This window comes from Pedobacter sp. JCM 36344, assembly GCF_046546555.1.
In the GTDB taxonomy this organism is placed as follows: domain Bacteria; phylum Bacteroidota; class Bacteroidia; order Sphingobacteriales; family Sphingobacteriaceae; genus Pedobacter.
Genome location: NZ_JBKHKK010000010.1, coordinates 104,687 through 117,562, shown reverse-complemented (window position 1 = coordinate 117,562; position 12,876 = coordinate 104,687). Strand labels below are relative to the sequence as shown.

The 12,876-nt window shown below is 39.2% G+C and carries 9 protein-coding genes; 5 read left to right on the top strand and 4 right to left on the bottom strand.

The window, feature by feature from the left end:
* The first annotated feature begins 572 nt into the window (after nt 1-572).
* Nucleotides 573-1,331, top strand: a complete 759-nt coding sequence (locus ACHFIZ_RS11475; RefSeq protein ID WP_410885923.1) for a cupin domain-containing protein — start codon at nt 573-575, stop codon at nt 1,329-1,331.
* Between the two features lie 2 nt (nt 1,332-1,333).
* On the opposite strand, the gene ACHFIZ_RS11470 is transcribed toward ACHFIZ_RS11475, so the two are convergent.
* Both ACHFIZ_RS11470 and ACHFIZ_RS11465 read right to left on the bottom strand, forming a co-directional pair.
* Nucleotides 1,334-1,492 carry a hypothetical protein gene (locus ACHFIZ_RS11470; RefSeq protein ID WP_410885921.1) on the bottom strand — a complete coding sequence of 53 codons (159 nt, stop codon included), beginning with the start codon at nt 1,490-1,492 and terminating at the stop codon, nt 1,334-1,336.
* Nucleotides 1,493-1,581: 89 nt separating this feature from the next.
* Nucleotides 1,582-1,812 carry a hypothetical protein gene (locus tag ACHFIZ_RS11465; protein WP_410885919.1) on the bottom strand — a complete coding sequence of 77 codons (231 nt, stop codon included), beginning with the start codon at nt 1,810-1,812 and terminating at the stop codon, nt 1,582-1,584.
* A gap of 186 nt (nt 1,813-1,998) precedes the next feature.
* Between ACHFIZ_RS11465 and ACHFIZ_RS11460 the strand changes: the two genes are divergently transcribed.
* Both ACHFIZ_RS11460 and ACHFIZ_RS11455 read left to right on the top strand, forming a co-directional pair.
* Nucleotides 1,999-4,632 (top strand): outer membrane beta-barrel protein, encoded by a 2,634-nt coding sequence (locus ACHFIZ_RS11460; RefSeq protein WP_410885917.1) that lies wholly within the window; start codon nt 1,999-2,001, stop codon nt 4,630-4,632.
* 118 nt (nt 4,633-4,750) lie between these two features.
* A complete protein-coding gene (locus tag ACHFIZ_RS11455) occupies nt 4,751-5,860 on the top strand; it encodes an ATP-binding protein (protein ID WP_410885915.1) in 1,110 nt (369 codons plus the stop codon).
* Between the two features lie 124 nt (nt 5,861-5,984).
* On the opposite strand, the gene ACHFIZ_RS11450 is transcribed toward ACHFIZ_RS11455, so the two are convergent.
* Together ACHFIZ_RS11450 and ACHFIZ_RS11445 are read right to left on the bottom strand one after the other, a co-directional pair.
* Nucleotides 5,985-6,668 carry a Crp/Fnr family transcriptional regulator gene (locus tag ACHFIZ_RS11450; protein ID WP_410885913.1) on the bottom strand — a complete coding sequence of 228 codons (684 nt, stop codon included), beginning with the start codon at nt 6,666-6,668 and terminating at the stop codon, nt 5,985-5,987.
* 260 nt (nt 6,669-6,928) lie between these two features.
* A complete protein-coding gene (locus ACHFIZ_RS11445; RefSeq protein ID WP_410885912.1) occupies nt 6,929-9,478 on the bottom strand; it encodes a TonB-dependent receptor in 2,550 nt (849 codons plus the stop codon).
* 915 nt (nt 9,479-10,393) lie between these two features.
* Between ACHFIZ_RS11445 and ACHFIZ_RS11440 the strand changes: the two genes are divergently transcribed.
* Nucleotides 10,394-11,362 (top strand): HNH endonuclease, encoded by a 969-nt coding sequence (locus ACHFIZ_RS11440; RefSeq protein WP_410885910.1) that lies wholly within the window; start codon nt 10,394-10,396, stop codon nt 11,360-11,362.
* Nucleotides 11,363-11,665: 303 nt separating this feature from the next.
* Nucleotides 11,666-12,694, top strand: a complete 1,029-nt coding sequence (locus ACHFIZ_RS11435) for a Fic family protein (protein WP_410885908.1) — start codon at nt 11,666-11,668, stop codon at nt 12,692-12,694.
* Nucleotides 12,695-12,876: the final 182 nt, after the last annotated feature.

Below are 12,876 nucleotides of genomic sequence, written 5' to 3'. Positions count from 1 at the left end.
CTATATTACTACATTTCCCTATTTAAGGACTACAAAGAAGAGCCTCACTGGTTTATTACTAGTTGCCTCTTCTACGTCCTGGCTTCGAGTCTGCTTCGAGTCTGCTATGTGTCTGCTTCGGCTCGGCCCGAAGAAAACAGCCATAAAACACATAGCAAAGCGGTATCCGAAAAGTTTCAGTACAAACCCCATATCAACCAGAACGTTTCATCAAAAGACAAAGTGGGAAAGGTCTAAAATTAAAATGTCGGAATGCCAGATCAATTCCGAGAATGCTACATCCAATGTCCAGTGCAGTTTGTTGTCTATGCTCCAATGCGAGCAGACAACAGGTCCGGCCATTTATCACGGTTTCCGGGTTTTATCTTTTCGTGTCTTCAATCAAACAATAGATATGAATTTACTTCAAATGATTCTACCCGTAATTCATTATATTTGGAATACCCCAACTTTAACTCGTTGGAAAATAGTAACTAAGTGTATAGAGATTCATAATAAAGTAGACTAAGTCAAATAAAAAGTTAGATAAATAAGTGCTACATAACTTGGAAGTACATCTTAAATTCTTTAAGTTGAGAAAAATATACCATATGGACACAATGACGACCGTTTCTGAAGTTTTAAATAAGCTTAAAAAAGATGGATATACAGTGGACTTCAATCTCAGTGACAATTGCCTGATCTGTCAGGAGAATTCCCTGAAAGTTCATCCGGATGAGTTCGTAGTGGACAAACATTACCGTTTTGAAGGTCTTTCAGATCCGGCAGACGAGGCAATAGTTTATGCGATTTCTTCCGTTAAACATAATATAAAAGGCACTTTGGTTAACGGCTATGGTATTTATAGTGATGAAATGACAGATAGCCTTGTGAAGGCACTGTCGGAAAACATACCGTCGCAGGTTAGTGAAGACCCAGGAACCGCCATCAAGGAGAAATCTAATCAGGCCACACCACTGCGACCTGAAGGTGATCGTCTGCTAGATGCGTCGATGGTAACAATGGACCTGGCCTTGTTAAGGGCACAGATTAAGCAGGAACAAACCTGGAAGGACAGTGAGCGGAATTCAATTACCCTTTTTAAATCAGAGGGTATGCGCATAGTCATGATTGCCTTGCATAAGGGCGCTGAGATGAAAGCGCATACTGCACCTGGTGTGATCAGTGTACAGGTACTCGAGGGACATATTTCATTCCACACGCAAAACCAGTCTATAGAATTAATGCAGGGACAAATGTTGGCGCTTCATGCTGGAATTTCACACAGCGTGTTTGCTGTGGAAGAATCAGTTTTTCTCCTGACGCTTTCTATGCATGTAGCTAGTAAATAAGATTAAATCTTATCCTCATCATGTTTTTCAGGCTTAATGTCAGACTGGTTTGCCTCTTTCTCGAATTTCTTTTCGTCCTTTAGATTTCGTTTAATTAGCCAACCTATAAAAAGAATGATAATTAGCACAAACGGGATTACAATCCAATAATTTATCTCCATGATTTTTTTATTAAATATTTGCAGCGAAAAGGATTCGATCCTGATATCGCCTGCTGTGAAAAAATAACTGTTACCAGACGAAATTATAACTACCTATTGTTCACTTCAAACCCTCCATAGCTAAGCATCTCGGCGTGGTGAGAAACAACCAAATTAAGTTCTAGTCTTTCAATCAGATCTTTAGCCTGTACAATGTTTCTGTGCATATCATTGATGCCCCTGATTTCTATACCCTTGGCCATAAGCTTAAATTTATTTGGTTCAAATTTATCGATAAAAATCTGTAGGTCAGGGCTAATTTCTATTTCTTTTCTCTTCATAGCAGGAGGCTCATTTACTCCTGCAAAGGAAGTAAGTTGCCTCAAACAAAAAGGGGTAAAGATGTTATCTTGTTGTTAACCTTTGCAACATGATTTCATATCTGCAGCTAAAGGGCTTGTAACAAGTTTAGTACACTAAAACCAATGTCTGTTGATGTTGTATTTTTATAGCACACACAAATTAATATGAAGCTTTTTACAAAAACAGCTTTGTTGATCTTGCTGCTTTCTGGCAGTATTTTGAGCAGCAAAGGGCAAAATTATACAGTTAAAGGGACAGTGGTAGATACCGCCGGACTTCCTCTGCCTGGTGCCATAGTCAGAGTTAAATGGGGAGCCGATAGCCTTGGTATTTCTGCAAACAACGATGGAACATTTATTTTAAGCAAAGTCAAATCGAGACAATTCACACTTTCTGCGGCGTTTATTGGCTTTCAAACCTTGAATAAGCAATTCAGCTTTGAAAAGGGAAGTATTTTTGATGTTGCCGCTCTCAAGTTAAAAGTTGAATCAAATACTCTGGACGGAGTTGTAATTTCTGGTGTCCCACCGGTTAAGATTACAGAAGATACCGTTAGCTTTAATGCAACCTCTTTTCCAGTAAGACAGGGCGATGCGGTAGATGAAATATTAAAAAAGCTACCCGGCATTAAAGTAGATAAAGACGGCAATGTAACTAGCCAGGGAACCCCGGTGAGTAAAATCAGGGTAAATGGTAAAGACTTTTTTGGAACTGACGTTGCCACCGCGATAAAGAACTTGCCAGCTGATATCATTAAAAACCTTCAATTTATTGACGACTATGGAGATCAGGCTAAGCTTACAGGATTAAAGACAGGGGAACCAGAAAAGGTACTGAACCTGACTATACAAGAGGACAAAAAGAAGGGCTATTTTACCAGAGCCTCCGCAGGACTTGGAAATTCTGACAGGTACAATACCAGTTTGAGGGCCAATAGCATGAAAGGTGAGCGTCAACTTAGTTTTGACGGCACGGTAAATAATGCCAATAACCGTGGCGGTGGTGGGGATGGCTTAACTACCCGCAATGCAGCTGGATTAAATTACCGTAATGAATGGACTAAAAAGCTCTCTGGAAATGGTTCTTATAATTTTGAAAATGTAAAGAACAATACCGTTAGTACTGCGCTTACCCAAAATTTCCTTCAAAATACTGGCGGTCAGTTTACAAGATTGGAAAACTCAAGAAACGACAATACCAACATGCGTAACAATCACTCCTTCAACGGAGAGTTAGAATATAAACCAGATACAGTAAACTACCTTAAAATCTCCCCACAATTTAATAACAACGCGAATAACGGAAAGTATAGTGGGATCTCGAACATTGCACAACAAGATCTGCTGACCAAAAGAACAAGCAACAATAGCAGCGCCAACAATTCACTAAACCTTAAGACTAATATTTTTTATAACCACAAATTCAGTAAAAAAGGCAGAAATTTCAGTTTTTGGGGGAATGTCAACTTTAACAATGGAGGTAACAGCAATAATATTTACAATGATTACCGAATTACTGATAATGGAGTAGACTCAACAAGAATCCAAAACCAGCTAAACGATCAGGCAACCCAGAGTTTCGGTACCTATGCCGGAATGTCTTATATGGAGCCATTGTGGAAGAAAACCTTTATTGAATTCAATTATAACTACGGTAGAACTTCCAATACTAACAATAGAAATGTGCATGATGTTTTGGGCGGTTTGGAGCAATATAATACGGAACTGAGCAACAATTACGACTATCAATTTATCACCAATAAACTGGGTGTTAATTATCGATATATAGCGGATAAATTGAATTATACATTAGGTTTGAATGCGCAACCGACATTGCTTACGGGTCAGAACTTAACCAGGGATATCCAGACGCAGCAAAGAACTTTTAATATCATCCCATCAGCACGACTAGCCTATAAGTTTACAAACCAGAAATCGTTTGACATCAATTATTGGGCTAGAAACAATCAACCTGGTTTTTATCAATTGCAGCCAATTACCGACAATTCCAACTTACAGAATACGATTACAGGTAATCCTAACTTAAAGCCTGAATTTGTGCACAGCGTAAATGCACATTATAAGCAGTCGGATTGGAACCTCGGGCATGTGTTATTTGCAAATGTATCTTATAGTCAGACCCAGAATAAAATCGTGACTACCAAAATCCTGGTTCCAGGTACTTTAAATCAAACTACCAGCTACACCAATACAGATGGTTTTTATAACCTAAAGGGAGATTATTATTTTAGCAAGCCTTTTATGGAACGTAAATTCTCTATTGGTTATTCCGGATATGGCGAATTAAATAACAATGTTGCCTTTATCGACAACAATAAAAACTTTGGTAAGAACACCGTTTGGAGACAGGAACTAGAGTTTAAGGTTGACCTGGCAGAAATTATGAACCTGGAGATTGAAACTTCCTATTCGCAAAATAAAACCGAATATTCTCAAGAGGGTCTTGATGACCGACTAACCAGACGCTATGAATATGGAATTGAGGGGAGGAACTACTTCTTTAAAGACCTGACTATTGGGTATGACCTTACCAAGCAGATAAACTTGGGATTTAACAACTCTCAAGTACGTAACCCGACTATTTTGCGTTTGTTTATGGAGTACAAGCTAATGAAAAAGGATAGAGGCACATTACGTATTGATGGGTTTGACCTTTTTGATCAGAACTCAGGGATTTCCAGAGATGTTTTTGATAACGTGATTGTAGACAGACAGGTCAATCGGTTAGGAAGATATTTTATGCTGTCGTTCATATACAGATTAAATAAGTTTGGATAGACGCCAGTAGTCTTCTCTAATGCCACGGATCAGGTTTTTGAAGCGTAATTGTTGGCTGTCGGGAAGTGTCAGTTAAATATTGTATTTTTACAAATCTAGCTTTCCCAACTTTTTCACCATGAGTAACGTTGATAACGATATCAATCCTCCCGAAAATAATAACTCTGAAGCCCTCACAACTTCTTTTTTAGAGGCAGATGTGGCGCTGGTTGCACTGGACTCTGCGAATGTTGGAATTTGGATCATGGATGCTCACTCCGGCGAGTTCCGGTCCTCTAAGCGTACGAAAATGTTGTTTGGACATGAGCCGGATGAGGAGCTCAGTTTTGAGCAGGCAATGCAAAGTGTGGCGGAGAAACATCAAAAGATTGTGCTGAAAGCAGTTCTCACTGCTATTAACAATAAAACCAGCTTGTATATTGAGTGCCCGGTGTTCCTTCCTTCAGATCAAAAACACAGGTGGCTGAGTATAACAGGCGGATTCGGTTCCGCAGACACGGTCGACAGCTTCTTTTCTGGGATTGTAATTGACATTACCAAACAAAAGCAAAATGAGATGCGTAGGAGTAAATTCATTGGCATGGTCAGCCATGAGCTCAAAACACCGCTTACTGCGCTAAAAGCATATGTACAGTTGCTCAGCAACTGGGCAAAGAAACAGAAGGACAACTTTACTATTGGGGCCTTGTCAAAAGTAGAAAGGCAGGTAAAAAAAATGCTCAGTATGATCAATGGGCTGCTAAGTCTATCTGGAGCAGAAGCTGGAAAGATCCATCTCACCAAACAGTCTTTTTCCATATCCGAACTCATGGATGAAGTGATCGAGGAAACGATGTTTTTAACTTCTTCCCATCAAATCATCAGAGTGCCTTGTGAGCCGATCACCGTGAATGCTGATCGTGATAAAATCGAACAGGTGCTGGTTAATCTGTTAAGCAACGCAGCCAAATATTCCAGCAAAGACCTTCCAATTGAGATCGCCTGTACTCATATTAATAATTTTGTTGAGGTAGCGATTAAAGACCAGGGGATGGGTATAGCCGCTGATAATTTAGCTCAGCTTTTCGATCCCCATTACAGGGTAGAGCGCGTAGAAACAGAGAAAATTGCCGGATTCGGTATCGGTCTTTACCTCTGCGCCGAGATTGTAAAACGACATAACGGAAAGATCTGGGTTGAAAGCGAACTCGGCATTGGCAGTATCTTTAAATTTACGCTTCCCTTGTAGCATCTTTTGAAAGTATCTTTAACTTTGTGGCTAAGCTAAAGGGATGGATGTGGTTTCAAACCCCGTATCGATAGCTTTATAAATTTCCATTTGAAGCAATTTCTGGGCAGCTTTCTTATAAGCTTTATTTTTTGCTCAATTGAACTAATCCGGGTTCGTCAACGATGCCCAATGCCTTGCCATTTACCTTAATCAGGCGTTCAGCAAGTAATTCGTTCATGGTTCTAAATACAGTCTCGTAAGTTGCACCAGTGTAGGCCGCCAAGTCTTGCCTGCTTAGCTCCAACGCTAAAAATCCATCCTTATCTAATCCAAACTGTTCTTTCAATTCTATGAGGGATACTGCCAAACGGCTTTTTACCGACATTAAGGCTAGGTTTCGCATTTTTTTTTCTGATGAATGAAGTTCATTTGCATAGAACATCAGCATCTGATGAGCAAAGTCGTGATTAACTTTTAGGGTAGTTTTAAAAAACTCAATATCCACAACGCAAAAATGAGTAGTTTCTAGCGAAGTAGCAGAAATTGGATAAACGTCAAATTTAGTCGTGATCCCCCTATGACCAAAAATGGCACCATCGTTGGCAAAACGTAAAATTAGTTCTTTGTCTCCCCATTTTTTATGAATTTTAACATTTCCAGACGTTACAAAATAAACGCCGGCGACAGGCTCGCCTTCAGTAAAGATTAACTCCCCCTTTTTAACTACGAAATTCTTCCTGTTACTTGCAATTGCAGGATGCCACTCGGATAACGAGTGCTGGCACATAAAACATGTTTTAAGGTCGCAACCGCTATCTTTTTTCATAATTCCAATCTTGTATCGATGTAAAAATAGCAAATCATTAGAGAATTACGATAAAACAGACACATACATTGCCCTTCAAATTTCTTAGAGTTATTCTTACTTACAGAAAAACATACTGCACATTTGGTACTCCTTTATAAATAAGATTCTCATCGTTCAAGTATGCATCCAGTAACACTCCTTAACGATTTATGATCTGATGATTGGTAATTTTCCGCGTAATAAATTGGCGATGTTAGAAACGATCAAGGTTTTTTTACTTAATTCTTTGCCTCAACCGAAAATATATAAACCTTGCGGCCTAATCTTCCTTCCGCATCAATACCTTCTATTGTTACTTTGTAAGTACCCGGTCCATCTGCATTAAAAAAACTAAATGTAGTTTTACCACTTATATCCGTTTTTACTCCCGGATTCCAATAAATAGTAGAACGAAGGTCGGGAAAGTCATCTTTGCTACCCGGACGATCATATTGGGGACTATAAAATTCCTTGGCTTTGTCAAAGCTTTTAGGTGAGATATTAACGATACTAGGATTGTAAGCAGCCGTGTGGCTACCCCCGTTTTTTGTGGTGATTAATATCACACCGTTCAAGGCATCTGGTCCATATATATTTGTGTAATTGACTGATCTTAAAATCTCTACGTTGGCAATCTGATCTGGTGGAGGGTCATTTTTGTTAAAAATAGCGTCTATGGCGTCTGCATCTCGTGCTGGAGACAATGCACGTCCGTCCAACACGACTAACATCACCCCGGTAAGTCCGTCCCCCCCATCTAATGTTGGACTTGCTCTAGTAGAACGAGGAAGTCCCCCCTTAAAAATGACCCCTGTTATTCTACCCTCAAGGCAAGCCATTAAATTCGGACAGGTCTGGAATTCTTCGTTCTTAATAATCTGGTCGTATCTCCCCGGACCATTTAGATTAAAATTTCTTTGTTTGGGAAGATTTTTCTGGTAAGCCTTCGCTACAATATTAACTTCCTTTAATTTTTTTGTCCTACTCAAACCGCCAAGTTTTTCCAACACTTCATCCTGCTTTCTGCCGTTATCAGCATAAGATTTAGTGCTTCTGTATAGATCTGTATTCAGTGCAGCAATATTTCTGTTTTTTAGGGTATTTATTTTAGGTACCGTGTCCAGGATCACCTCTACATTACTGCTCTTTTTTTGAGAGCGTGCCTGTATTGAAAACTTCAGGCTATCTGCCAAAAACATCCCATCAAATTTAAATCTTCCTTCTGCATCAGTAGTGGTTCCTTTTACCATGTTAGCCCTTACAGACATTAACGTAACAGCTGCATTTACTGCAGGTTTATTGCCAAGTGTTACCACCTTTCCAGAGATGTAAGTTCTCAAACCTTCTGCCTTAAATGCGGGTGTTGCCGCAGTACCTGGCTTTACATCTGACCATACAAATCTCCTGTACCCTTGAGTAAGCATCAGGTTGTCTAAAGCCAGGTTTACCTCATCATTGTCTGCTGTAAAATAGTAGTTAGGTTTTTCTACATATCCTTTTATGTCAGAAGTTAAAAGCAGATTGGAAAAAATAGTACTTGCGCCGGCATCGTCAAAAGGCATCTTACTTTCATCAACAACAGTGATTGAAAAATTGCCTGTACTAGGTCGATCCTCCGAATCCTTAGCTTCCAGCTGCAGCTCTACCTTTTCTTTACTTTTATAAATCTGTTTTGGTGTTTTCAGAGTAAGTAAAAGCTGGTCTTTGGTTTTAATAAAGGCAATTCTTTCGTTTAAAGGTTCCCCTTCAGCAGAGAATAAAGTGAACTGCGCTATGCCAGAGGGAAATGCTTTTTTTTCCAGCCAAAGGGACGTCGTAGTTTTGTTTATTTTTAGCGGTGTGGCAGCAATTATTTCTCCACCAGAATGAACAATGCAGTTTGCAGTGAGTGCTGACGGACCAGTAATCATTTGTTCTGGCACGCGAATTCTTACTAAAATGCTATCTGCATTGGGCTGAGACACACTCAATACATATCCATTAATCAATGGCCTTGGTAGAGCAACTGATTTTTGAGATCCATCGGGAAAGGTTATTTTTGCGGTATAAGTTTTACCTGCTTCTGGTCTGATCGAAAAATTGCCCATCCCTGCATGACCGCTTGTGAAGTCGGCAATATGATGTTGTTCCTCGTCTAAAACTTCTCCTTTTACTGATATTCCATTACCGTCTGTTCCTACAGCTTTAAAAGCCAGTTTGGAAGCGACACCATAGACCAGATTTCCACTTTCCGGGAAGAACTGGATATCGCTTTGCAATAGGGCAGCTTTATTAAGTAATTGTTTACCGTCTGCGGCTGAGTAGCTGTAATCTGCTTTTGCGATAACCGCATTTTCAAATGGACTTATTACCGTAAACGTATGATCAAAAAAATAATCTGCTCCTGCATTGCGCATCCATTGTGTATAAGCCCTGATCCTGTAGTTACCCTCTTTTAACTCATCGCGTAATGTAAAGTTACCCATACTCATACCAGCGCTCAAGGGAAGTTTCAAGGCACTTACAATAGAATCTTTTTCATTAATAAGGTCTATATACAGTGCTCCGCTTATTGCCGAAAGTTGGTGCCGGGAGCCAGTAGTAACATAAGCCTTAAACCAAACCGTATCGCCCAGAGCGTAATAAGGTTTATCCATATGAAGATAAATCTTTTCCTGCGGAAGGCTATCCGTCCATTGATGCATTGCGTTCACCAGCTTGTCCAAAGGATCGTTAACATTTGGGGCAAAGGCCAGAAAAGCCATAACTATTAAAAAGCATCCAATTAATTTTTTGAGAGAAGTTATCATTATGCAAGGATATATTTGGTTGTAGATAAAGGCAAGTTGGAAAGGAATAATGGGTACAACACCTGAAAATATTCTACAGAGGCGTAAGTTGTTAGAGCCCAGTGCTCAGCACCTCTTCAAGGCACAAATATTTGGTTTGTGCCTTTTCAATTAAAAAAGAACGTCCTAAAAATCAAATCCACCCGTTTTAAGCCTTTCTGTTAGGTCAAAACGAGAGCTTACGTTTATAAAAGTTCATTATTTAATTGATGACAAGCTTAAATGTAACATAGTTTTTAAATTACGTGGTTCGGTGCAAGACAGAGATCAAGCCACATCGAATACTTTCTGAGACCCGCTTTTGTTTGCAGAAGCATTTCCAAAAAATTATGGATGCGTAGATGAGGTAACTTTCAAATTAGTATTGCCAGCGATGCCTGATAACGAAGAAAAGCTTGAGGATTACCAGCAACATTCCATCGATTATAAGTTTGATTCTTTTCTGATCTAAAGCTGTACAGCCAAGTATTGAGATGTGGATGAGGAGGATTAACTAGCCCCTGTCTATAGACAATTTCACCGCCTCTGCAAATTTAGCCACACCGGACAGGCGTAAAGGCTATACAGAGCGGGCAGCTTTTAATTATTTCCATTGACTTGCCCGGCCTTGATACCTGTCCGGCTATCCGCTCTTTGCTGCTTAAGCGGTAAAATGGGCAAAACTGTTCAATGTATAATAGAATAGAAGCTGAAAACAAATCGCAATAGTCATTTGGTAACTATTAAAATACGAGATACTGTCTCGTATTTTCGGATTGATTTATTAAATGTTTCAATTAGGGTTAACCGATAGCAGCGTTAAAAGCCAGAGAGTAAGTAAAACCATTGGTTGTTCGTTATTAACATCATTCCTAATTCTATACCTTAGTAGGACTAATGAATAATCAAGTATTAAACTCGTACCTCCAAAAGCTAACCCGTCTCAACCGAGCAAATACCCTTTATGGCAAAGCACCACATAAGCCAGTTCTGTTAATCTCTATTATAGAACTTATTGAAAAAGGGTTAACTCAAAACAACCGCGTTTATGTTAACACAGATTTAGTAGGCACTTTTCAGGAGAACTGGCGTTTATTGGTGAATACTTTACACCAACCAGATTTTACACAGCCCTTTTATTATCTGCAAAGTGAGAAGACTGGAGGAGAGCAATTCTGGTTCCTGCAACCCAAATTGGGGTGCCAAATCAATGCACATATTAAAAGTGTAAATAAACTGGCTGAAGTATTGGATTTTGGTTATTTCGCAGAAGACCTTTATCTGCTGTTAACTGATCCGGTATCGCGAAGCATTATCAAAACGGTTTTATTGGACACCTATTTTCCTGCGACTAAGGGCAATTTTATTGAAAGCAAAGTAAAAGGAGATGGATATATCCACGACCTGAAAGAGTATATATTAAATGAACCGGAAGCGCAATACAAGCATATTAAAATAGAAACAGAAGAAGATGTATTTGTACGAGGGGGATTGTTCAAAAAACTGGTGCCCAAAGTTTATGATTCAACATGTTGTTTTTCGGGTATGCGCCTGGAATCCATTTACGGACATAGTTATATAGATGCCTGTCATATAGTTCCGTTCAGTTTAACACATGATGATAAGGTAAATAATGGGATCGCACTTTGCCCCAATCTGCATCGCGCATTTGACAGAGGTTTAGTAAGCATTGATACGGATTACCGCATTCTAATCAGTCAACAAATAACCGAGATCGAAGAACATCCTTATAGCTTGAAGCAATTAGAGGGAAGAAAAATGCGCTTACCTTTTGGTAGCAGGCACTATCCTTCATTAGAAAACATTAAATGGCATAGAGAAAATCTGTTTTCTATAAAATCTTAACCCCTGAAATAGTTGACTAATCGTGAACAAACGAAATAATTCCGCTCCGATCTGAAATGAATTGCGCAATCATTTATTGCGTAATTTCCATAATTTCTGGTTTATGTTCTTTGTATGAGAACTATAGCTCAACGCATCGTGTTTTATAGCTCAAAATTGCGATTGTTTGAGCTATAAAGATCAAGGTAATGAGCTGTAAATTATAACCAGTAAATAATATAGCTCAAATTATTATTAAATATAGCTCATTAATTAAAAAATATGAGCTATATTTGTATTTGTGCTGAGCTATAAATATTAAAAATGAACCTGAAGGACCAAATTATTACGTTCATAAAAGAGCACCCATCCTGTTCTTCTAATGAAATACACCAGAGCCTGGATGTTAGTATAGCCACCGTAAAACGGATGCTGTCCAGGCTTATTTCGGAAGGTTTGATCCTTGCTGAAGGGAAATTAAAGGGGACAAAATACATTTTAAGCCCTTCCTATGAGTTACTTTTTCCTGTTGACGTGGTAGAATATTTTAAAAAGGAGGTTGACGAACGGCAAATCAGGGAGAATTTCAATTTAACGTTGATGCCTGAGGTTTTAACGAAAGCAGCTCTATTTACAGATGCTGAAATGCAGCATCTTGAACTGCTGCATCGGAAATACCAGGATAATATATCGCATTTGTCCAAAGCAGAATATGCCAAAGAATTGGAACGGCTTGCTATTGATCTGAGCTGGAAATCATCCCAGATAGAGGGAAATACTTACTCGCTTTTAGAAACAGAACGCCTGCTGAAAGAAAAAGAAACCGCAGCAGGCAAACCGAAAGATGACGCAACGATGCTTCTGAACCATAAGGAGGCCTTAAATTTCATCATTGAGCATCCTGATTATGTCGCACCACTGAGTATCCGTGGAATAGAAGATATTCATAGTCTGCTTATTAAGGATTTAGGTGTCGACCGGAATATCCGCCAAAGAAGGGTAGGGATCTCCGGAACAAATTATAAGCCTTTGGATAATGAACATCAGATCCGGGAAGCGCTGGAGGAGATGTGCAATCTGATCAACAAGAAGGAAAGCGCGTTTGAAAAAGCACTGCTGGCTTTGATATTGCTTTCCTATATCCAGGCATTCGGAGATGGTAACAAAAGAACGGCACGTATTGTAAGCAATGCCCTGCTGATGGCATATGGCTATTGTCCTATTTCATTCAGGACGGTAGATTCTGTTGAGTATAAAAAAGCCATGTTGATATTTTACGAGCAGAACAACATAAGTGCCTTTAAGGAAATATTTAAAGCTCAGTTTGAATTTGCGGTGAAGACCTATTTTTGATCAGATATTCCTTGTTTTTTTGCCCTCTTTTGGGTGTATTTACATAGTCAAAATAGGTGTTACTTAAGTGACTACCTGAAGATTAATTTTCTTTATAAGTCGTTTATATAGAGATATTTACCTAATTCGGTTCGAGCCCAGGTGGACGCACAAAACGGGTTTTAAAGCCCTTCGAAAACCCT

Bases quoted from the DNA above. Each gene is read 5' to 3' on its own strand.
- ACHFIZ_RS11470 (WP_410885921.1), bottom strand. From the start codon at position 1,492: ATGGAGATAAATTATTGGATTGTAATCCCGTTTGTGCTAATTATCATT.
- ACHFIZ_RS11465 (WP_410885919.1), bottom strand. From the start codon at position 1,812: ATGAAGAGAAAAGAAATAGAAATTAGCCCTGACCTACAGATTTTTATC.
- ACHFIZ_RS11460 (WP_410885917.1), top strand. From the start codon at position 1,999: ATGAAGCTTTTTACAAAAACAGCTTTGTTGATCTTGCTGCTTTCTGGC.
- ACHFIZ_RS11455 (WP_410885915.1), top strand. From the start codon at position 4,751: ATGAGTAACGTTGATAACGATATCAATCCTCCCGAAAATAATAACTCT.
- ACHFIZ_RS11450 (WP_410885913.1), bottom strand. From the start codon at position 6,668: ATGAAAAAAGATAGCGGTTGCGACCTTAAAACATGTTTTATGTGCCAG.
- ACHFIZ_RS11445 (WP_410885912.1), bottom strand. From the start codon at position 9,478: ATGATAACTTCTCTCAAAAAATTAATTGGATGCTTTTTAATAGTTATG.
- ACHFIZ_RS11440 (WP_410885910.1), top strand. From the start codon at position 10,394: ATGAATAATCAAGTATTAAACTCGTACCTCCAAAAGCTAACCCGTCTC.
- ACHFIZ_RS11435 (WP_410885908.1), top strand. From the start codon at position 11,666: ATGAACCTGAAGGACCAAATTATTACGTTCATAAAAGAGCACCCATCC.